At 65.1% G+C, this 20,213-nt stretch carries 18 protein-coding genes and 1 tRNA gene; 8 read left to right on the top strand and 11 right to left on the bottom strand.

All coding sequences use genetic code 11. The annotated features are described in order from the left end of the window. Positions 1-67: 67 nt before the first annotated feature. Positions 68-469, top strand: a complete 402-nt coding sequence (locus ACQP1G_RS40190; RefSeq protein WP_433195026.1) for a Dabb family protein — start codon at positions 68-70, stop codon at positions 467-469. 14 nt (positions 470-483) lie between these two features. Here ACQP1G_RS40190 and icmF read toward each other — a convergent pair whose 3' ends face one another. Beyond that, a complete protein-coding gene (icmF, locus tag ACQP1G_RS40185) occupies positions 484-3,702 on the bottom strand; it encodes a fused isobutyryl-CoA mutase/GTPase IcmF (RefSeq protein WP_433195024.1) in 3,219 nt (1,072 codons plus the stop codon). A gap of 108 nt (positions 3,703-3,810) precedes the next feature. Here icmF and ACQP1G_RS40180 point away from each other — a divergent pair, with 108 nt between their 5' ends. The 6 genes from ACQP1G_RS40180 (at position 3,811) to ACQP1G_RS40155 (ending at position 9,784) form a co-directional block, all read left to right on the top strand. Beyond that, positions 3,811-4,089 carry a hypothetical protein gene (locus ACQP1G_RS40180; protein WP_433195022.1) on the top strand — a complete coding sequence of 93 codons (279 nt, stop codon included), beginning with the start codon at positions 3,811-3,813 and terminating at the stop codon, positions 4,087-4,089. A gap of 229 nt (positions 4,090-4,318) precedes the next feature. Continuing rightward, a complete protein-coding gene (locus ACQP1G_RS40175; RefSeq protein ID WP_433195020.1) occupies positions 4,319-5,818 on the top strand; it encodes a CoA-acylating methylmalonate-semialdehyde dehydrogenase in 1,500 nt (499 codons plus the stop codon). 29 nt (positions 5,819-5,847) lie between these two features. Further along, entirely contained in the window at positions 5,848-6,987 is a 1,140-nt protein-coding gene (locus ACQP1G_RS40170) for an acyl-CoA dehydrogenase family protein (protein WP_433195018.1), read from the top strand. Next, positions 6,984-8,060 carry an enoyl-CoA hydratase/isomerase family protein gene (locus ACQP1G_RS40165; RefSeq protein ID WP_433195016.1) on the top strand — a complete coding sequence of 359 codons (1,077 nt, stop codon included), beginning with the start codon at positions 6,984-6,986 and terminating at the stop codon, positions 8,058-8,060. Before ACQP1G_RS40170 ends, ACQP1G_RS40165 begins: the two co-directional genes overlap by 4 nt. Continuing rightward, the gene (gene mmsB / locus ACQP1G_RS40160; RefSeq protein WP_433195014.1) at positions 8,060-8,953 is read left to right on the top strand and encodes a 3-hydroxyisobutyrate dehydrogenase; all 894 of its coding nucleotides are present in this window, start codon (positions 8,060-8,062) and stop codon (positions 8,951-8,953) included. Before ACQP1G_RS40165 ends, mmsB begins: the two co-directional genes overlap by 1 nt. A 3-nt stretch (positions 8,954-8,956) precedes the next feature. After that, positions 8,957-9,784 carry an enoyl-CoA hydratase gene (locus ACQP1G_RS40155; protein ID WP_433195012.1) on the top strand — a complete coding sequence of 276 codons (828 nt, stop codon included), beginning with the start codon at positions 8,957-8,959 and terminating at the stop codon, positions 9,782-9,784. Between the two features lie 77 nt (positions 9,785-9,861). Here the strand turns inward: ACQP1G_RS40155 and ACQP1G_RS40150 are convergent, their stop codons facing one another. The 3 genes from ACQP1G_RS40150 to ACQP1G_RS40140 all read right to left on the bottom strand — a co-directional run bounded on the left by ACQP1G_RS40150 (position 9,862) and on the right by ACQP1G_RS40140 (position 12,526). Next, positions 9,862-10,686, bottom strand: coding sequence for a DUF6159 family protein (locus ACQP1G_RS40150; RefSeq protein WP_433195011.1), 825 nt, complete (start codon positions 10,684-10,686; stop codon positions 9,862-9,864). Positions 10,687-10,790: 104 nt separating this feature from the next. Then, complete coding sequence (locus tag ACQP1G_RS40145) at positions 10,791-11,849, bottom strand: Hsp70 family protein (RefSeq protein ID WP_433195009.1); 1,059 nt, start codon at positions 11,847-11,849, stop codon at positions 10,791-10,793. 128 nt (positions 11,850-11,977) lie between these two features. After that, positions 11,978-12,526 carry a MarR family winged helix-turn-helix transcriptional regulator gene (locus ACQP1G_RS40140; RefSeq protein WP_433195007.1) on the bottom strand — a complete coding sequence of 183 codons (549 nt, stop codon included), beginning with the start codon at positions 12,524-12,526 and terminating at the stop codon, positions 11,978-11,980. A gap of 134 nt (positions 12,527-12,660) precedes the next feature. Here ACQP1G_RS40140 and ACQP1G_RS40135 point away from each other — a divergent pair. Then, positions 12,661-12,735 (top strand) — tRNA-Cys (locus tag ACQP1G_RS40135). Between the two features lie 65 nt (positions 12,736-12,800). Here the strand turns inward: ACQP1G_RS40135 and ACQP1G_RS40130 are convergent. The 7 genes from ACQP1G_RS40130 to ACQP1G_RS40100 form a co-directional block, all read right to left on the bottom strand. Further along, the gene (locus ACQP1G_RS40130; protein WP_433195005.1) at positions 12,801-13,853 is read right to left on the bottom strand and encodes an ABC transporter ATP-binding protein; all 1,053 of its coding nucleotides are present in this window, start codon (positions 13,851-13,853) and stop codon (positions 12,801-12,803) included. Beyond that, positions 13,850-15,403 (bottom strand): ABC transporter permease, encoded by a 1,554-nt coding sequence (locus ACQP1G_RS40125; RefSeq protein WP_433195003.1) that lies wholly within the window; start codon positions 15,401-15,403, stop codon positions 13,850-13,852. Before ACQP1G_RS40125 ends, ACQP1G_RS40130 begins: the two co-directional genes overlap by 4 nt. Positions 15,404-15,405: 2 nt before the next feature. Further along, positions 15,406-16,425, bottom strand: a complete 1,020-nt coding sequence (locus tag ACQP1G_RS40120; RefSeq protein WP_433195001.1) for an iron ABC transporter substrate-binding protein — start codon at positions 16,423-16,425, stop codon at positions 15,406-15,408. Positions 16,426-16,553: 128 nt separating this feature from the next. Then, positions 16,554-17,960 carry a metallophosphoesterase gene (locus ACQP1G_RS40115; RefSeq protein ID WP_433195000.1) on the bottom strand — a complete coding sequence of 469 codons (1,407 nt, stop codon included), beginning with the start codon at positions 17,958-17,960 and terminating at the stop codon, positions 16,554-16,556. A 14-nt stretch (positions 17,961-17,974) separates the two neighbouring features. Then, positions 17,975-18,679 (bottom strand): Rv0361 family membrane protein, encoded by a 705-nt coding sequence (locus ACQP1G_RS40110; protein WP_433194998.1) that lies wholly within the window; start codon positions 18,677-18,679, stop codon positions 17,975-17,977. Between the two features lie 87 nt (positions 18,680-18,766). Beyond that, the gene (locus ACQP1G_RS40105; RefSeq protein WP_433194996.1) at positions 18,767-19,552 is read right to left on the bottom strand and encodes a glycosyltransferase; all 786 of its coding nucleotides are present in this window, start codon (positions 19,550-19,552) and stop codon (positions 18,767-18,769) included. Beyond that, a complete protein-coding gene (locus tag ACQP1G_RS40100) occupies positions 19,549-20,190 on the bottom strand; it encodes a UTRA domain-containing protein (protein WP_433194994.1) in 642 nt (213 codons plus the stop codon). Before ACQP1G_RS40100 ends, ACQP1G_RS40105 begins: the two co-directional genes overlap by 4 nt. Positions 20,191-20,213 lie beyond the last annotated feature (23 nt).

The raw sequence follows: 20,213 nt of genomic DNA, 5'->3' as shown, positions 1-20,213 counted from the left end.
TCACTCTTGTGGATCTACCCGCCAGTTGTCTAGATTGAACTCATCGGTTCAAACTGAGGAGGCATCCATGATCGTCCATCTGCTGCGCTTCGGCTTCCGCGAAGAGACCACCGAGGAGCAGAAGGCCGAGGTGCTCGCGCTGATGAAACGCACGGCTGCGGTCGAATCGGTGTCGTTCGCGACGGTCGGCCAGAATCTGGGTGACGACAGCGAGGGGCTGACCCACGCCTACTGCGTCGGCATCGAGAATCTGGCGGCGCTGGAGCGCTATCTGCACGATCCGGTCCACCTGGCCGGTGATCCGCAGATCATCCCGCACTTCCAGAAGATCGCCATCGGACCCGACGTATCGGATGAGCCGGATCCCGAACTGCGCCAGAAGATCATGGCGTTGCACGAGGCGAAGTTGGCCGAGTATCCGGAGTGGGCGCGTCAGATGGACACGATTCCGGAGGTGCGAATCTTCTGACGGGCCAGCCTATTTCACACGTTGCGGCGGTATTGGCCGCCGACGGTGAAGAAGGTGTCGGTGATCTGTTGCAGCGTGCAGACCCGGGCGGCGTCCATCAGGACCTCGAAGATGTTGTCGTCGGTGCGGGCCACCGCGTCCAGGCGGGCGAGGGCGGCATGTGCGGCGTCGCGATGATCGTTCTGGAACTGGCCCACGCGCTTCAACTGTGACTGCTTCTCGGATTCGGTGCCGCGAGCCAATTCGATGACCCGATGCGGTTCGCCGTTCGGGTTGCGGAAGGTATTGACGCCGATGATCGGCAGCGAGCCATCGTGTTTGCGGTGCTCGTACCGCATGGATTCGTCCTGGATCTTGCCGCGCTGGTAGCCGGTCTCCATGGCGCCGAGCACCCCGCCGCGTTCGCTGATGCGATCGAATTCGGCGAGTACGGCCGCCTCGACGAGATCGGTGAGCTCATCGATGAGAAAACTGCCCTGGAGCGGGTTCTCGTTCATCGCAACGCCCCACTCGCGGTTGATGATGAGTTGGATGGCCAGGGCGCGGCGCACCGATTCCCCGGTGGGTGTGGTCACCGCCTCGTCGTAGGCGTTGGTGTGCAGGCTGTTGCAATTGTCGTAGATGGCGATGAGCGCCTGCAGGGTGGTGCGAATGTCGTTGAAGCTCATCTCCTGTGCGTGCAGCGAGCGGCCCGAGGTCTGGACGTGGTACTTCAATTTCTGCGAACGCTCGTTGGCGCCGTAGCGATCTCGCATGGCGATGGCCCAGATCCGCCGGGCGACCCGGCCGATCACCGAATACTCCGGATCCATGCCATTGGAGAAGAAGAACGACAGGTTCGGTGCGAAGTCGTCGATCTGCATTCCCCGCGCGAGATATGCCTCGACATAGGTGAATCCGTTGGCCAGGGTGAAGGCCAGCTGGCTGATCGGATTCGCACCGGCCTCGGCAATGTGATAGCCGGAGATCGAGACCGAATAGAAGTTGCGAACGCTATTGCGCACGAACCATTCCTGGATATCGGCCATCATGCGCAGGCTGAATTCGGTGGAGAAGATGCAGGTGTTCTGGCCTTGATCCTCCTTGAGGATGTCGGCCTGTACGGTGCCGCGCACCGTCGCGAGGGTCCGCGCGGTGATGTCGGCGGCCTCGTCGACGGTCGGCCCGCGGCCCTCGGCGGCCGAAAAGCGTTCCAGTGCTTGGTCGATGGCGGTATTGAGGAAGTAGGCCAGGATGGTGGGGGCTGGGCCGTTGATCGTCATCGATACCGAGGTGGTCGGCGCGGTCAGGTCGAAGCCGTCGTAGAGCGCCTTCATATCGTCGAGCGAAGCGATCGAGACACCCGAGGTGCCGACCTTGCCGTAGATGTCCGGGCGTTCGGCGGGGTCGTGGCCATAGAGCGTGACCGAATCGAAAGCAGTGGAAAGCCTGGTCGCCTCGGCATGTTCGCTGAGCACCTTGAACCGTCGATTGGTGCGGAACGGATCGCCCTCGCCCGCGAACATTCGCGCGGGATCCTCGTTATCGCGCTTGAACGGGAAGACGCCCGCGGTGAACGGGAACCGGCCGGGCAGATTCTCCGAACGCAGGAACCGCAGCAGCTCACCGTGATCGGTGAATCGGGGCAGCGCGACGCGTGGAATGGAATTGCCGGACAACGTCTCCCGACGCAGCGGAGTATGGATCTCGCGATCGCGGACCCGCACCACCTGCTCCTCGCCCCGATAAGATTCGGCAAGTTCGGGCCAGCCCGCGAGTAGCGCGGCACTATCGTCATGCAGTGCGGCGCGGGCCTTTCCGGCCAGCTCGGCCACCGCGGTGTCATCGGGTAACTCCGCGGCCACCTGGTCGAGGCGCTGCAAGCGTTGTGCGGCGACAATTTGTTCGGCCGTCTCGGCGTGGTAGTCGCGCACCGTTTCGGCGATCTCGGCGAGATAGCGCACCCGGGCGGGCGGGATGATCTGCGCGAACCTGGTGGAGGAGCGAGTATGCACCCGGGGAAGTACGCCGGGCTCCAATCGCAGACCATGTGCGCAGAGCAGGCCGGTGAGGTGCTGATACAGCGCCGTCACCCCGTCATCGTTGAAAGTGGCCGCGCTGGTGCCGAATACCGGCATGTCCTGCGGGGACTTCGTGAACTCCTCGCGATTGCGCACCAGCTGGCGCGATACGTCCCGCTGTGCGTCCTCGGCACCGCGGCGCTCGAACTTATTGATCGCCACCACGTCCGCGTAATCCAGCATGTCGATCTTCTCCAGCTGGGAGGCCGCGCCGAATTCCGGTGTCATCACATACATCGACACATCGACGTAGTCGGTGACCGCGGCGTCCCCCTGGCCGATGCCCGGGGTTTCCAGGATCACCAGGTCGTATCCCGATGCCTTGCAGGCGGTCACGATGGCATCGATATTCTGCGGCAATTCGCGTCCGCCTCGGGTGGCCAGCGAACGGAAGAAAATGTGATCGCCGTCGAGGGCGTTCATCCGAATGCGGTCGCCGAGCAGCGCGCCGCCGCCGCGGCGCCGGGTCGGGTCCACCGCGATAATCGCGACCCGCAGCTTGTCCTGCTGATCGGAACGCAGGCGACGCACCAATTCGTCGGTGAGCGAGGATTTTCCGGAGCCGCCGGTACCGGTTATGCCGAGGACCGGCACGGTGCGCCCGGCAGCGGCCGCCACCAGGGTCTGCCGGTCGGACTCGGGCAGCGTGTCCTGCTGCAGACAGGTGATCGCACGGGCCAGCGCGGCCCGCTCACCGGCGAGCACCGCGTCCAGCACCGGCGGCTCCGCGCCGAGATCGACATCGCAGGCGCGGATGAGCTGATTGATCATGCCGGGCAGGCCGAGTCGCTGGCCGTCCTCGGGGGAGAAGATGGTGACACCGGATGCGGCAAGTCGCGCGATCTCCTCGGCGACGATCACCCCGCCGCCGCCACCGAAGATCCGAACATGTTCGGCCCCGGCCTTTTTCAGTGCATCGGCCAGGTATTCGAAGTATTCGACGTGCCCGCCCTGATACGAGCTCACCGCAACGCCTTGGGCGTCCTCGGTCAGTACCGCGTCGACCACCTCACTGACCGCGCGATTGTGCCCTAGGTGGATGACCTCGGCTCCCTGTGCCTGCAGGATTCGCCGCATGATGTTGATCGCGGCATCATGCCCGTCGAACAGCGCGGCCGAGGTCACGAATCGGACGGGATGGATGGGCGTGTGGAGCGCGGTGCTATCGGCCACGGGGTCCTCCGGGGAGATCCTGTATGGCGCCCGATACTAGGACGTCAAACTAATCCTACGGTGACGACAGTCACAGCGCTAGGTGAACGCGCCTCGAGTGGATGCCAGGTGGCCGTGACCGTCGACAACGACCGCGATGAATGGGGAGTCCTGCTCACTGTCCTGGTTGGCCGTCGTGTGCTTTGTCTGCATGCGACGCGCTCGGCCGCGCTGGTAATCGGCGGTAGCGCGATGGTCGCACTGGCCGTGGGCATGGCGGTCGCGTTCTGGTTCAACGGTGAGCTGGGGGTCATGGTCGCGGTGCCGATCATCGGCGCAATCGTCCTTGTCGTCGGGCGCACTACTGCTCACCCGCTCGTCGAAGCCGATGCACGACGCCCGAAGTGATCGCTGGGGACTGGATCCGCAGACACGCCGCCGCCGCACGCCGAGTCCGAGCTCCGGAGTTTGCGCAGGGCCGAATCGTGCCGCCGGTAATGCACGCGTCATAGTTCGCCAGGCGGTTGCCGTGGGATGGATCACACTCTGCCCGCGCCTCTATATTTACTTGGACATCCAACTATAGGATGACCGCAGATCGCGTGATGCGCGGCGTCGACTACGGAACAGGACTGGCATGGTTCGCGAACTCACTCATTACATCGGCGGGCAGCATGTCGCCGGGGCCTCGGGCAATTTCGGCGATGTCTTCGATCCGAATACCGGCGAGGTGCAGGCGCGGGTACCGCTGGCGAGTAAGGCCGAGGTCGATGCCGTGATCGCGAATGCGGCCAAGGCGCAGCAGGTGTGGGCCGCATTCAACCCGCAGAAGCGGGCGCGGGTGCTGATGAAGTTCCTGACGCTGGTGCAGGACGAAATGGATTCCCTTGCGGCACTGCTGTCTTCCGAGCACGGCAAGACCATTGCCGATGCCAAGGGCGATATCCAGCGCGGCGTCGAGGTCATCGAATTCGCGGCGGGCATCCCGCATCTGCTCAAGGGTGAGTACACCGAGAGCGCGGGGACCGGAATCGATGTCTACTCCATGCGTCAGCCGCTGGGTGTCGTCGCGGGCATCACTCCGTTCAACTTCCCGGCCATGATCCCGCTGTGGAAGGCCGGTCCGGCGCTGGCATGTGGAAATGCCTTCGTGCTCAAACCATCCGAGCGCGACCCCTCGGTGCCGCTGCGGCTGGCCGAGCTATTCCTCGAGGCCGGTCTGCCCGCGGGTGTGTTCAACGTGGTCAACGGTGATAAGGAAGCGGTCGACGCGATCCTGCATTCGCCGACCGTCAAGGCCGTCGGCTTCGTCGGCTCCACCCCGATCGCCCAGTACATCTACGAGACCGCCACCGCGAACGGTAAACGCGCGCAATGCTTCGGCGGCGCCAAGAACCATGCGATCGTCATGCCCGATGCCGACCTCGACGATGTCGCCGACCAGCTCATCGGCGCGGGATACGGCTCGGCGGGCGAGCGCTGCATGGCCATCTCGGTCGCCGTCCCGGTCGGACAGGAGACCGCGGATCGTCTGCGCGAGAAGCTGATCGAGCGGATCGCCAAGCTGAACGTCGGACGCTCCGACGACGCGGGCGCCGACTTCGGCCCGCTGGTGACCAAGGACGCGCTCGGCCGAGTCGAGAACTACATCGAGATCGGTGTCGATGAGGGCGCCGAACTGATCATCGACGGCCGTGGCCTGTCGGTAGACGGCGGCGAGGGCGGTTACTTCACCGGTGCAACGCTTTTCGATCGGGTCACGCCGGAGATGCGTATCTACAAGGAGGAGATCTTCGGTCCGGTGCTGTCGATCGTGCGCGCCGAGGACTACGACGAAGCCCTCGCCCTGCCCAACGAGCACGAGTACGGCAACGGCGTCGCGATCTTCACCCGCGACGGTGACACCGCACGAGATTTCGCCGCTCGCGTGCAGGTCGGCATGGTCGGCATCAATGTGCCGATTCCGGTGCCGATCGCGTACCACACCTTCGGTGGCTGGAAGCGCTCCGGTTTCGGCGATCTGAACCAGCACGGCCCGGATTCGATTCGCTTCTACACCAAGACCAAGACGGTCACCCAGCGCTGGCCCTCCGGTCTGAAGGAAAGCAACCACTTCGTCATTCCGACGATGGACTGACCGAGCTCACCGACGGGAGGTTGACGATCGTGTTCGTACTCGATGACGACGAGCGCGCCATCGCCGAGATGGCGCGCGACTTCGCCGACGAATACCTCGCCCCGAACGCCCTGGAATGGGATGAGCAGAAGCACTTTCCGGTGGATGTGCTGCGCAAGGCGGGTTCGCTCGGTATGGGGGGCATCTATATCGGAGAGGATGTCGGCGGCTCCGGACTGCGCAGGCTCGACGCCGTGCGCATCTTCGAGCAACTGGCTACCGGCTGCCCGGCCATCGCGGCGTATATCTCCATCCACAACATGGTTTCGTGGATGATCGACAGCTACGGCAACGACGAGCAACGCAACCAGTGGCTGCCCCGGCTGACCTCGATGGAATGGCTCGGCAGCTATGCACTCACCGAGCCGGGTGTCGGATCCGACGCGGCGGCCCTGAGTACCAAGGCCGTTCGCGACGGTGACGACTATCTGCTCACCGGGGTAAAGCAATTCATCTCCGGCGCGGGCAGTACCGACGTGTACGTCATCATGGCGCGCACTGGCGACGCGGGTGCGCGCGGGATTTCGGCATTCATTGTTCCCGCCGACACCCCGGGAATTTCCTTCGGCGCCAACGAGAAGAAGATGGGCTGGAATGCGCAGCCCACGCGTCAGGTGATTCTGGAGAACGCCAGGGTGCCCGCCGCCAATATGCTCGGCGTCGAGGGCAATGGCTTCCGCATCGCGATGAACGGGCTCAACGGCGGCAGGCTCAATATTGCCGCCTGCTCGCTCGGCGGCGGCCAGTCGGCGCTGGACAAGTCGGTGGCATATCTGGCCGAGCGCAAGGCCTTCGGCGGCCGACTACTGGACAATCCGGCGCTGCAATTCCAGCTCGCGGATATGCGCACCTCGCTGGAGGCGGCACGGACCCTGCTGTGGCGGGCCGCGGCCGCACTGGATGCCGACGCCGACGACAAGGTCGAATTGTGTGCCATGGCAAAGCGATTCACGACCGACGCCGGATTCGAGGTCGCGAATAAGGCGCTGCAATTGCACGGCGGATACGGCTACCTGGCCGAATACGGTGTGGAGAAGATCGTTCGCGATCTACGGGTGCACCAGATTCTCGAGGGCACCAACGAAATCATGCGGGTGGTCGTCGCCCGCTCGGTGGTAGGAGCAGCATGAACGAGTCCGAAGTCATCATCGATAAGCGCGACGGACTCGGTCTGATCACGCTGAACCGGCCCAAGGCCATCAATGCGCTGAATCATCCGATGGCCTTGGCCATTACCGCAGCATTGCAGGCATGGGCCGATGACGACGAGGTTCGTACCATCGTCGTCACCGGTGCGGGTGAGCGCGGGCTGTGCGCGGGCGGCGATATCGTCGCTATTCACAACGATGCGAAAAGCGGTGCCACCAGTGCGGATTCGGCCACCGGAGTTTTCTGGCGTGACGAATATGTGCTCAATGCGTTGATCGGCCGCTATCCGAAGCCATATGTCGTGATCATGGACGGCATCGTCATGGGCGGCGGCGTCGGGCTTTCCGGTCACGGCAGCCACCGGATCGTCACCGAACGCTCCAAGATCGGCATGCCGGAGGTCGGAATCGGCTTCATTCCCGATGTCGGTGGCACCTACCTGCTCGCCCGCACCCCGGGTGAAATCGGCACGCATGTGGCACTGACCACTGCGCGGATGAATGCCGGTGATGCCATCGCCGCAGATTTTGCCGACTACTACGTCGCCTCGGAACATATCCCGGCACTGCTGGAAACGCTGCGAACCGAGACCGCCGAGATCGCCATTGCCAAATTCGCCACGGACGCACCGGAATCCGAGCTGGTCGCCCAGCAGGACTGGATAGACGCGTGCTACAGCGCGGATACCGTCGAGGAGATCGTCGATCGGTTGCGGTCGCACGGATCGCCGCAGGCGGCCAAGGCCGCCACCGAAGTCCTCGCCAAATCGCCTGTGGCACTGAAGGTGACGCTGCGTTCGCTGCGTGCGGCCCGTGCCGCGACAAGCCTCGAAGCGGTGCTGAACGAGGAGTACCGGGTGTCCATCGCCTCGCTGGCCTCGCACGATCTGGTCGAAGGCATTCGCGCGCAGGTGATCGATAAGGACCGCAACCCGCAGTGGTCGCCCGCGACGCTCGCCGATGTCACCGCCGCGCAGGTCGACGCGTACTTCGCCGAATTGGGCGATAAGGAATTGAGTTTGCGGGAGCAGACAACACCGGAGGAAAGCAAGTGATGAAGAAGATCGGTTTCCTCGGCCTCGGCCATATGGGCGGGCCGATGGCCGCGAACCTGGTCAAGGCCGGCTACGACGTACTCGCCTTCGACCCGGTCCCCGCCGCACAGGAGCAGGCGCGCGAAGACGGCGCCACCGTGGTTGATTCGGCCGCCGCGGCCGCCGCGGGCCGCGATGTCGTGATCACCATGCTGCCCAACGGCAAGCTGGTTCTCGACGTCTACGCCGACCTGCTGCCCGCCGCCGACCCCGGCACCCTGTTCATCGACTGCTCCACCATCGACGTCGCCGACGCCAAGGCGGCCGCTGCCCTCGCCGTCGGCGCGGGCCATCGCGCACTGGACGCCCCGGTCTCCGGCGGTGTCGCCGGTGCCGCCGCTGGCACGCTGACCTTCATGGTCGGCGGCAGCGAAGCCGCCTTCGCCGATGCGCTCGACGTGCTCCAGGTAATGGGTGGCAAGGTCGTGCACTGTGGCGACTCCGGCGTCGGCCAGGCCGCGAAGATCTGCAACAACATGCTGCTCGGCATCTCGATGATCGGGCTGTCCGAGGCCCTGGTACTCGGTGAGAAGCTGGGCCTGAGCCATCAGTCCTTCTTCGATGTGGTCTCCACCGCCTCCGGCCAGAGCTGGGCGCTGACCAGCTACTGTCCGGTCCCGGGCCCCGTGCCGACCAGCCCGGCCAACAATGACTACCAGCCCGGATTCGCCACCGCGCTGATGGCCAAGGACCTGGGCCTGGCCGCGAATGCCCTGCGCGATAACGGCATCGACGGCCAACTCGGCCTGCTCGCCTCGGAGATCTACACCCGGTTCAACCAGGCGCAGGCGGGTAAGGACTTCTCCGCTATCGTCACCGATATCCGTATCCGTTCCGACCAAGAGGGTGCTTAAAAGATGGATGCATCGCGAAGCGATTCCGTGGGAGGTGGCGGCCGGGCGACGGAAGGACCCGACTTCGAGACGATTCTGCTGGAGCGCAAGGGCCGGGTCGGCTGGATCACGCTGAACCGCCCGAAGGCGCTGAACGCGCTGAACGCGCAGGTCCTCGACGATGTCATCGCCGCGCTCGACGAACTCGAGCACGATGACGCGATCGGCGCCATCGTCATCACCGGTTCGGAGCGGGCCTTCGCGGCGGGCGCCGATATCAAGGAGATGCAGCCCAAGTCGTACATGGATATGTTCATGAACGACTACTTCGCGCGGTGGGACCGGCTGGCACAGTTCCGCAAGCCGACCATCGCCGCCGTCGCCGGATACGCCCTCGGCGGTGGCTGCGAGCTGGCCATGATCTGCGACATCCTGCTCGCCGCCGATAACGCCACATTCGGCCAGCCGGAAATCAAGCTCGGTGTCATCCCCGGCATCGGCGGCTCGCAGCGCCTGACCCGCGCGATCGGCAAGGCCAAGGCCATGGATCTGGTGCTCACCGGCCGCAATATGGACGCCGAAGAAGCCGAGCGCGCCGGACTCGTCTCCCGCATCGTCCCCGCCGCCGAACTGCTCGACACCGCACTCGAGGTCGCCGAGACCATTGCGGCGATGTCGCTCCCGGTCACCATGATCGCGAAGGAAGCGGTGAACCGCTCCTTCGAAACCACCCTGACCGAGGGTCTGCGCTTCGAACGACGAGTCTTCCACTCGCTGTTCGCGATCGAGGATCAGAAGGAAGGCATGACCGCCTTCGTGGAGAAGCGCCCGGCGAAGTTCACCAACCGCTGACGCCCTCCAGCGCTGAGATATTCGAGCAAGCACTGTGCCCGGCCGAGTGAATCTCGGCCGGGCACAGGTGTATTCGATCAGCGGCGGCCACGTCGCCGGAACGATTGCGACAGATCCGCCGTAGCGAAGGCAACCGGCGAACTGCCATCAACGGTGTACCGGTACAGCGCGGTCTGGTAGATGCCCGACAGCGCGGATACCACGATCACGGTCACAATCAGCCACGCGATGCCGAGCGCGGCCACTACCAGCCCGACTCCCGCGCTACTGACGAGCAGTGCGATTCCGAGGGCCATCGTCAGCATGCCCGGCAGCGCGAGCAGCACACCGAACAACCCGAGCCCGGCATTGCCGACCAGATTCTCCCCCCAGGTCCGCTTCAACGCTGCCGCCGAATCCTTCACCGCCGCAACAACATTACGATCCTCCAGCACGATCTTCGGCAACACCAGGTATGTGACCACTTGCCACGCCGTCCCAGCGACAGCGGCCAGAATCACTCCGAGAAACGGCACCCGATCCTGCAACCACCGCAATGCCTGCGACACCGTCGCCGAAATCGCCGCCCAGACCAGAATCTGCGGCGACCGCGCCCCCGCCGCGCGCAGCCCTTCGGCCACACTGGGATCCCCACCCTGCAACGCAACATTTGCCTGCGAGATCAACGCCGCATTGAAGAAGATCGTGATGAATGCCGAGGCCAAATACATCAGCCCGAACAGCACATAGGTCGTCGTCGACGACTTGTCCCAGGCATCAGTGGCAATGATCGGCACCACGAACGTGACGGCCACCAGAACACTCGCCACCGCCGACAACACCGGAAAAACCGCCAACTGCTTACGTGATTTCAGCACCGCAGCCGATGTCTTGAACATCTGCCACGAGGTTGCGAACGCCATCCGTACCTCCAGGATCATTTGATCGAATGCGTCCACAGTTCATCAAGCGCCCTAAGAACGGCTTGCCGAGTTCTTAAAGCGGCACCGCAATGTAGCGGGAAGGCTCAGTTGAACGGTTTTGCCGGGATTCCGGCGATTTCGACGGGGGTGGGGGCGTTGCCGCCTTCCGGGGGTTGAGCGGCGGTGTGGTCCACGGCGAGCAGACCGGCGATTGTCGCGCCCAATGCGATCGTAACCGCTACAGCGGCAATGAGTTTGCGGCGGCCGGTGGTGGTCGGCAGCAATGAGCCTGTCAGTGCTCCGCTGCGCAGTCGTGCCATTCGCACGTCGCCGGTGCGGCGTTCCGCGGCGAGCAGAACGGCGCCGCGGGCCGAGACGTACTCCGGCTCCGAGTCGTAGATGACCGGGAGTTCGATCATCTCGGCCAACTCTTCGCGGATGCTGGGGTTGCGGGTGCAGCCGCCGAGCAGGACCAGCGCCTCCGGCTGGATCCCGGTTTCCTCGATCAGTTGGCGAACGAACGAGGCCGAATGGTGGATGCCAGCGGCACACAATTCGGCGAGGTCGCTGCGGGTGACCACGGCGCGTCCGCCGGAACTGCTGTCCATGGCGGTGATCACGCGGGCGCTGCTGAGTTCTTCCCGGTGCCTGCGGCTGGTGAGCTTGTCGGTCAGCACCCCGCCGCGGGCGAGTTGCCAGCGCAGCAGCGCGTCATAGCCGTCGCCGCCGAGCACGGTGCTGCGTTTGCTGGACAGGATGGTGTCGGTGCGGCAGTCGGCGTGGGTGATGGTCAGGCCGGAACTGCCGAGGTCGTAGAGGAGCACCGAGCCGCTGGTGGGCAGGCGGCCGGTGAAACGCAGGTATCGCAGCTGGGCCAGCGGTTCGTCGACGATGGTGAGCCGGGTGCGGCCCACGGTGGTCCGGATGGCGTCGGCGTGCAGTGGGCAGCGACAGGTTACGGCGGTTCCGGTGATCAGTTCATCGCGCCGGTCCGCGGCCGTGCGCATCTGACGGATCGCCTCGACGACCGGTTCCTCGACCCCACCACCCGCCCGACGCGGCACGTCGCATCGATCAATCGGGGGGAGATGCGGCTGATCGGAATGCGTGAGCATCGCGCGAGCGCCACCAGCGCCCGCCGACACCCCCAAGACCAGCACCATGGATTCTATGGTGGACCCTTTCGGGTCCGCTGCCAAGACGACAGGGCGGGGAATTCGCTAGTTGGATGCCAGACCGTTACCGGTCGGTCGTCCGAACAGTGTAAAGACCGACCGGTCTGCGCGTTTCGTTACTCCTCGTGCGCCGACCAGCGGGCCGGTTCGCCACCGGTGTCGAAATCGCCCGCAGCATGGCGGAACTCCGCGAGCAACTGCAGCAGGGTGTGCAGCCGATCCGGCGGAAGTCCGGGCAAAGCGAAGACCTTCGCGTTGAGTTCCTCCGTCGCCTGGGCAACCAATTCTCGTCCAGCAGAAGTGATTTCGATAAGCGTTGCGCGTCGATCGCTGGGATGCGGCACCCGCTCGACGAGCTTCGCGGCCTCTAGCCGATCGACGGTATTCGTCACGCTGGTCGGGTGCACCTGCAGGCGCGCGCTGGCCTTCGCCATCGGAAGTGCACCCGTCTTACTGAAAGACAGCAACATGAGAAGTTCGTATCGCGAGAAGGTTAGACCGGTCGGTTTTAGAGCCTCGTCCACCCGAGCCATCACAATTTGCTGGGCCCGCACCAGTGAGGTCACCGCGGCCATTCCGTCGGCGACATCGCCCCAGCCGTGGTCCACCCACTGACGGTGGGCCTCCTCGATCGGATCCTGCGGGAGTGGGCGTGGCCGTGACATGGCTCCGATCATCGCATGTGTCGAGCCGGCGGGGCGCCGCCGTGACACGGTTTCGCCCATTGCTTGCCGATTCGGATCACAGTGAGTGCAACCGTGGGCAATTCGATGCGGACGACGGCATTATTCATGGCGAGGCGGGCGTGGCTGAGTGGTTGAGGCAACGGTCTGCAAAGCCGTTTACGCGGGTTCAATTCCCGCCGCTCGCTCCAATGGGGTGCGCCACCATGGGTGCCCGGCTCGGTGATACGCCACCGCCGAGCCGGGTGTCCGTGGTTCAGGCCGCCGCTTCGAAGGCCACGGCGGTGCCGAGCACATCCAATCGCACCCGCTGACCCGCGGTCGGCGCGGCGACGCTGGCACGGCGGACCCGCACCGGATCGGTGTCCCCGTCCAGTGCGATGGTGAGCATGACATCCGCGCCGCGGAACTCCACGTCGCGCACGATCCCACTGCTCGGTTCGTCATCCGAAACCACGTGCGCCACAAGCTGTTCCGGCCGGATCATGATGGTTGCCCGGCCGGACGGCGCTGATTTCTGCACCGGAATCCGGCCCAGTGCGCATTTGGCGACATCGCCGTCGACCACCGCGTCGAGCAGCACACAATCGCCGAGGAATTTGGCGGTGAACAGGTTGCAGGGCGTCGCATAGACCTCTTCCGGAGCGCCGACCTGCGTGAAGACACCCTCGCGCATGACGGCGACCTGCTCGGCGAAGCAGAGCGCTTCCTCCTGGTCGTGGGTGACCAGAATGCTGGTCATACCCGCCGCGCGCAGCGTCTCGGCCACGGCCTGCCTGGTGGTGGCGCGCAACCCGGCATCGAGTGCGCTGAACGGCTCGTCGAGCAGCATGACGTCGGGTTTGCGGGCGAGGGCGCGAGCGAGGGCGACGCGCTGCTGCTGGCCGCCGGAGAGCTGATGGGGACGCCGTTCGGCGTAGGACGGATCGAGCGAGACCATCTCCAGCAGCTCGCGCACCCGATTCTTGCCACGCCGCAGACCGCAGAATCCGCTGCGCAGGCCATACGCGATGTTCTGGCCGACGGTCAGATGCGGGAACAGCGCGCCGTCCTGCGCGACATAACCGACATTGCGCCGTTGCGGCGGCACCGAAAAGCGGTCGCGGGTCACGGTTTCCGCGCCGATGGCGACCGAACCCGCATCCGGGGCCTCGAATCCGGCGATCACCCGCAGCAGCGTGGTCTTACCGCAGCCCGACGAGCCGACCACCGCGGTCGAACTCCCATCGGGCACTTCCAGACTGATTCCGCCCAGTACTTGGTGCAGGCCGAACGTCTTCGAAACGTCGTCCACGACAAGCCGACTCATAACCCAGCCGCCTTCCTGGATTGGGTGAACAGCAGATATGTCACCGGAACCGCGGCGACGATCATGATGAGTGCGTAGGGTGCGGCCGCGGCGTAATCCAATTCGCCCGACAGCGACCAGAATCGCATCGCGAGTGTGCGAGTTCCGCTGGGTGCCAAGAGCAATGTCGCGGTCAACTCGGTCGCGACGGCCACGAAGACCAGCGCACCCGCGGCGGCCGCGGCAGGCGCGGTCAGCCGCAGCGTGACGCGCAGGAAGGTCACCGGAGCGGACTGTCCGAGCGAGCGCGACACCTCCTCGAGCCCGACCGGCACCTGCGCGAGTCCCGCGCGCACACTGACCAGCGCCCGCGGCAGGAACATCAGCACATACGCGGTGACGACCATGGTCATCGTCTGATAGAGCGGCGGCGCCCACCTAATGGTGACGGTCACCATGGCCAGCGCGATCACGATGCCGGGTAGTGAACTCGTAATGTAGTTGGCGCCCTCCACCATTCGGGCGAATGCCGAGGTGGAGCGCACCGCGATCCAGGCCACCGGAAATGCGCACAGTGTGGTGATCAGTGCGGCCAGCGCCGCCAGCGCGATGGTCTGGCCCAGCGCCGTGCCGATCTCGGTGATATCCCAGACCTGCGCACCGCCGATGCGCAGCCAGCGCACGATGGTCCACAGCGGCACGCCGATCGAGCATGCGACAACCGCTGCCAAAGCCAGGAGAACCGGAATCGTGGTCGGCCCCAACGCGACTCGGACCCCCGCACGCGGCGCACCGCTGCCGATTCTGGCGTAGCGCGCCTTACCGCGCGCCCCCGCCTCGACCGTGAGCAGCACCAGGCAGCACAGCACCAGCACGCCCGCCAGCATGCTGCCCGCCGGACCGGCGAAGCTGGATTGATACTGCTCGAAGATCGCGGTGGTGAACGTGTCGAAGCGGATCATGACGAACGCGCCGTATTCGGCGAGCAGGTGCAGCGAGATGAGCAGCCCGCCGCCGAGAATGGCCAATCGCAACTGCGGCAACACGATTCGGAGGAAGACCGCGACCGGGCCGGAACCGAGCGCGCGCGCCGATTCCTCCACCGCCGGGTCCAGGCGGCGCAGCGTCGCCGCCGCGGGCAGATACGCCAGCGGGAAGTACGACATCGTTGAGATCACCACGCCCGCCCACAGCCCGTGCATGGTCGGGAAGACACTGACCCAGCCGTAGCTGTTCACGAATGCGGGCACGGCCAGCGGCGCCGCGAAGACCGGCCCCCACCACGCCGCGCCCGGCACATTCGTCCGCTCGACCACCCAGGCCAGCCCGACGCCGAGTACCACACAGATGGGCACGGTGAGGACCACCAGCCCGACCGTATTGCGCAGCAGGTCACCGACTCTCGGGCGGAACACCAGCTGTGCGGCTTCATGCAGACCGGTGGAGAAGACGGTGGACACGATGTAGCCGAGCGGCACGAACGTCGCCGCCACCAGCAGCAGGGCGACGGTCGTGACCAGAGCCCCGGGTCTCCCGACCCGGGGTGCGGCGACAGCGGTCCGAACGGCCATGGCTAGAGCAGACCCGCGTCGGTCATCAGTGCCGTCACCTTCTTGGCGTCGAGCTTGCTCGGGTCGACGGCCGGTGCCTGCAGCGAGGCCAGCGGCGGCAGCGCCGGGTTGGCCGCGATATCACTGGCGACCGGGTACTCCATCGAGTCGCCATCGCGCAGGATCTCCTGTCCGGCCTTGCCGGTGATGAACGCCAGGAACTTCTGTGCCGACTCCTGCTTCTTGCTCGACTTCAGCACGCCACCACCGGAAACCGAGACGAAGGCGCCCGGATCCTGGTTCTTGAAGTAGTGCAGCGCGGTGTGGTTGCTGCTCTCCTTGGTGTTGGCCTGGTCGCGGTACCAGTAGTAGTGGTAGATCACACCACCGTCGGGCTGGCCGGAGTTGACCGCCTTCATGGTGGCGACATTGTTCGGGAATGCGGTGGCGTTGTCCTTCAGACCCTTGAGCCAGGCCTTGGTGGCATCCTCGCCCTTCAGGGCGAGCAGACCCGCGACGATGGCCTGGAAGTCGGCGCCCGAAACGCCGGCACCCCAGCGGCCCTTCCACTGCGGCTGCGCCAGATCCAGCAGCGAGGCGGGCAGCTGGTCGGCCGTGACCTTATCCTTGTTGTACACGAAAACCGTTGATCGGGCGGCGATTCCGGTCCACTTGCCGGTGGACGGGCGGAACTGCGCCGGCACCTTGTCCAGGGTCTGCTTGTCCACATCGGCGAAGAGTCCGGCGTTCTCCACCAGCGCCATGGCGGGGGAGTTCTCGGTGAGGAAGACATCGGCCGGCGAGGCGGCGCCCTCGGCGACCAGTTGGTTGCCCAGGTCGGTGTCGCCGCCTTGCCGCAGCGTGACCTTGATGCCGGTCTCCTTGGTGAACGCGTCCACCCATTCCTTGGTCAGGGATTCGTGCTGGGCGTTGTAGACGGTGATCTCGTTCTTGTCGTCCGAGGAATTCGAGCAGGCCGTCAGGCCGAGCGCCGCGACGGTGACGGCCAGCGCTGCGGAAACCGATTTCCATCTGATCGACATGTTGGAGAGTCCTTCCGACCTGTGCAAGGTTTCACTTCATATGATGAGGCTTACCTAAGCAAGATACCGCGTCCGACGTGGGCGGATGGTATCGGTACGGCTGCGGCCGCGATGATTTTCCGCGCAGGTCAGGTCAGGCCCGAGAAGTCCCGCAGCACAACGTGATTGCGGTCGGCGAAGGTGCCGAGCGTGTAATCCGGCAGCAGGCCGAAGTATTCGCCTCGGGTGGTCGCACTCCATCGGCGCGCGTCCGCGGTGCGGGTCTTATAGAAGTTGATCATGTACCCGCCCTCGTACAGGCGCAGCAGGCTGTAGCCGCCCGGATACTCCTTGACCGCCGCCACTTCGAGGAATTCCACCGCGCAGCCGGTATCGGGACGGGTGCGACGGTTGCGGTGGGTATGGCCGCTGTGCTGCAGAAATACTCCAGGGGCGCGTTCGTAGCGGGTCTGGAGTTCGAGGCTGTCGGGACGGTTGAGGACGAAGCCCGGTCCGGCGGTGTTGGTCAGACCGGACTCGGCGGTCACCGGGTGGTGGCCGAACACCAGCGTCGGGCGATCCGGATCTGTGCGAAGCACTTCGCCGAGCCGGTCGAATTGCGGACGGTCGATACTGCCGCCCGAACCGTCGAGTTCACTGGTGTCCAGGCCGAGCAACCGCAGACCGCCGACCTCGTGCTCGATCAACTGCTGGCGCGCATTGAATTCCTCGGCCCAGCAGTCGTGATGATCCGCGGGTGCCGGGACGCAGCCTCGATATTCCGAGCCGACGTGCGGGCGGTCGTGGTTGCCGCGCACGACCAGATAATCGCGGCCCTGCACACCCCAGGTGTCGAGGTGCGTGCGGACCGCGCGCGATTCCTCCGGCCTTGCTTCGGCGGTGAGATCGCCTGCGATGAGCAGTGTGCCGGCACCGCGGTCGGGGCGGCGCAGATCATCGAGCAGTGCGGCCAGCATCACCTCCGGATAGGGCGGCAGGCCCGGCTCCTGTCGGAAGCCCGGCGGCAGACTGTCCACGACGAGCCCGCTGACCTGTTCGCCATAGTGCACGTCGTTGGCGAGGGCGATGGTGCGCAGCGGGCGGCCCGGCGGCGGTCTCAGGGTGGTGAATTCGCCGGTGGATTCCGGACTTCCGGGGTTGCGGGTGGTCAGTGAGAGTGCGGGCGCGGCCCGGGCGCCGTTCGACCAGGCCTCGAATCGGTAGGTGCGACCCGATTCCAGACCGTCGATCTCGGCGTAGTGGTACGGGGTGCGCTCGTCCTCGGCGTAGACCGTCGCCGGAGCCAGCGGTGAATCCGCCGGACCCAAGCGCACTTCGGCGTCGGTATCGACCGGCAGCAGTCGTCCGCTCGGATCCGGGGCCACCGTCGTCCAGGTGAGTATCACCGATCGATCGGTGACCGTGACGATCTCCAGGTCGGTTGCCAAGAGCGGATTCGGTTGGGCCCGAACCGAACCCGGGGCCGCGAGTGCGGTCAGCGCGGCCAGCCCGATGGTGCTGAGGAAGGTCCGGCGCGACGGTCCGCAGCAGCTCATTCGACGAGATTACGTCAGTTCTTCCCCGACTCCGCCGAGCAGACCTTCCACTTCCCGTCTTCCTTGCGCAGGTGTTCGTTGGTGCCGGTGTCGGTATCGGGGTTCTCGCCCGGAATGGTCAGCGTGAGTTTGCCGGTGATCCGGGCCGTCGCGCGGTCACCGGTGATGACGATATTGTCGATCTTGTCGATGCTGACATCGACCTTGGCGGTATCGAATTCCTTCTTCTGCTCGTCGGTCAGCGTGTCGAACTCCGCGCGATCGGCCGCGCATGCCTTGGCCGCCGCGGCGGCGAATCCGTCCGATCCGAGTGTGTCGTAGAAATCGTGGATCGCCACCTCGATCTTCTTCTCATCCGAGGCGAGCGGCGTCTTACCCTGCACGGTCAGCGTCACGCCCGCGCCAACCGCACCCGCGATCACGACCACCAATACCACCAGCCCGACGATCAGGCCTGTCCTGCGTTTCTTCGGTGGCTGATACCCCTGATAACCCGGCGGATATCCGACCGGGCCGCCCGGTGGCGGATATCCAGGCGCACCTTGCGGCGCATACCCTTGACCACCGGGCGGCGGATAGCCCTGACCGCCGGGCGGCGGATAACCGCCTTGCTGCGGATACCCTTGCCCACCCTGCGGCGGATACGGCTGCCCATAACCCGCCTGCCCCGGCTCCTGCGGCTGTCCGAACGGCGGCTGCCCACTCGGCGGATATGTCATCGTCGCGTCCTCCCACTCACCCCGGCTTGGGTGGAAGATTACGGCAATGCGCACCGCCGCAACCGGAACACCGACCAGGGACATGAGTTAGGACGTCTGTCCCAAGGGCCGTCGGTCCGGGATCGGGGTCAGCCGGAATTCGGTTGTCGAACGCAGGATGTCGGCGCGTTCCGCGATCAGGCCCATTCGCGCGGCGATCTCCCTGGCTTCGGTGTGGTCGGGATGGGCGGTGACCTGTCCGGCCCATTTTCGGTACAGGAGGCCAGGTTCCGCTGAGAACCACCCGTCGCTCAGCGCATCGGCCGCGAGGAGCAGTCCGGTGTCTTCCGAGGCGGGCAACGCCATCCAGCCGCCCACCGCCAACAGCAAGTCCCGTCGTATGCAGAGGCTCGCCGGATGGACTTGGGCGCGGTAGTCGTGCTTTCGCCAGTGTTGTAGGACAGTGCCGGAAGTGATCCGCCCCTGCGCCGGGTCATGGTCGAATCCCACGGTGGAACCATCCGGAAGCAGATCGAGGACACGCGACGTTGTCCAGCCGACACCGGTCTGCTGGAGCGCGGAAATATCGCGTGCGAGGGTGCCGGGCGTCAACTGGTCGTCGGCGTCGAGAACTTTCACCAGGGTTCCCGTGGACCTGCCGAGGGCAAGGGATCGGCAGACGCCGGGACCGCCACGTCGACCGAATCCCGGTTTGATGCGCGGATCCGTTGGGAGTAATGGCCCGACGTCGCCGGTCGTCCCGTCTTCTTGAACGATCCATTCCCATGCCCAACCGGGCGGAAGGTCCTGCAATACCAGGGAATCCCATGCCGCAATGAGGTATTCGCCGACAGGATGGTAGGCGGGCGTAATTACCGAGATGAGTTGCGTCATGGCCTATCCCATCGACTGAGCTGAGTTTCGAATACGAGTTCGGTGCGGTCACCTGGTAGCACGATGTCGGAGAACTCGACGGTACGTCCTGTCGTATCGATCATCTGCTTGCGCACGACCAAGACCGCGACATCGATGGGTATATCGAGTTCCGCCATCTCGGTCGCGCTCGGCCGGTGCGCGGTTATCGATTCCACAACGCGATCTATCTCGATATTCAGCGTCCGCAACTGGTGATGGGTGCCACCGGGCCAGGGTTCCTCAGCGGCGTCGAGCAACCTCGGATTCGCCGCCACCACGTCATAGACCAGATACGACGTGCTGAGGGTGACCGGAGAACCTTGGGCCTTGAGCTGCGTTCGATAGTCGCGGCGCAAGATCGGCGTCCCGATCGGCACCTCGAAGACGGCCGCGATATCGGCGTCCGCTTCGATCGTTTGGTAGTAGGCGAAGAATTCCAGATCATCGATGGTCAGCCCGGTGTCGTGTTCGGTTGCGCCGGTGGACCTTCGGACCGCTTCCGACAGGAGCGCACGGTCCTTCTCCCACTGATGACGTTCGGCGGTACGCCGAACTCGCCCACCCATCCCGATCTTGTGGCGAATTCTGTCGGCGATTCGCTCATACTTCGCAGCCATCAGGGCTCCTCGAAGGTCGTCGT

The sequence above is a fragment of the Nocardia sp. CA-107356 genome, assembly GCF_050946365.1.
Taxonomy (GTDB): domain Bacteria; phylum Actinomycetota; class Actinomycetes; order Mycobacteriales; family Mycobacteriaceae; genus Nocardia.
Note: the sequence above shows the minus strand (reverse complement) of the source record. Positions and strands in the feature narration are given on the sequence as shown.

What these genes read in the sequence shown, in the direction of transcription:
- ACQP1G_RS40165 (WP_433195016.1), top strand. Translation starts at nt 6,984, where the DNA reads ATGAACGAGTCCGAAGTCATCATCGATAAGCGCGACGGACTCGGTCTG.
- ACQP1G_RS40100 (WP_433194994.1), bottom strand. Translation starts at nt 20,190, where the DNA reads ATGGCTGCGAAGTATGAGCGAATCGCCGACAGAATTCGCCACAAGATC.
- ACQP1G_RS40110 (WP_433194998.1), bottom strand. Translation starts at nt 18,679, where the DNA reads ATGACATATCCGCCGAGTGGGCAGCCGCCGTTCGGACAGCCGCAGGAG.
- ACQP1G_RS40120 (WP_433195001.1), bottom strand. Translation starts at nt 16,425, where the DNA reads ATGTCGATCAGATGGAAATCGGTTTCCGCAGCGCTGGCCGTCACCGTC.
- ACQP1G_RS40175 (WP_433195020.1), top strand. Translation starts at nt 4,319, where the DNA reads ATGGTTCGCGAACTCACTCATTACATCGGCGGGCAGCATGTCGCCGGG.
- ACQP1G_RS40155 (WP_433195012.1), top strand. Translation starts at nt 8,957, where the DNA reads ATGGATGCATCGCGAAGCGATTCCGTGGGAGGTGGCGGCCGGGCGACG.
- ACQP1G_RS40115 (WP_433195000.1), bottom strand. Translation starts at nt 17,960, where the DNA reads ATGAGCTGCTGCGGACCGTCGCGCCGGACCTTCCTCAGCACCATCGGG.
- ACQP1G_RS40145 (WP_433195009.1), bottom strand. Translation starts at nt 11,849, where the DNA reads ATGGTGCTGGTCTTGGGGGTGTCGGCGGGCGCTGGTGGCGCTCGCGCG.
- ACQP1G_RS40105 (WP_433194996.1), bottom strand. Translation starts at nt 19,552, where the DNA reads ATGACGCAACTCATCTCGGTAATTACGCCCGCCTACCATCCTGTCGGC.
- ACQP1G_RS40190 (WP_433195026.1), top strand. Translation starts at nt 68, where the DNA reads ATGATCGTCCATCTGCTGCGCTTCGGCTTCCGCGAAGAGACCACCGAG.
- mmsB (WP_433195014.1), top strand. Translation starts at nt 8,060, where the DNA reads ATGAAGAAGATCGGTTTCCTCGGCCTCGGCCATATGGGCGGGCCGATG.
- ACQP1G_RS40125 (WP_433195003.1), bottom strand. Translation starts at nt 15,403, where the DNA reads ATGGCCGTTCGGACCGCTGTCGCCGCACCCCGGGTCGGGAGACCCGGG.
- ACQP1G_RS40150 (WP_433195011.1), bottom strand. Translation starts at nt 10,686, where the DNA reads ATGGCGTTCGCAACCTCGTGGCAGATGTTCAAGACATCGGCTGCGGTG.
- ACQP1G_RS40140 (WP_433195007.1), bottom strand. Translation starts at nt 12,526, where the DNA reads ATGTCACGGCCACGCCCACTCCCGCAGGATCCGATCGAGGAGGCCCAC.
- ACQP1G_RS40130 (WP_433195005.1), bottom strand. Translation starts at nt 13,853, where the DNA reads ATGAGTCGGCTTGTCGTGGACGACGTTTCGAAGACGTTCGGCCTGCAC.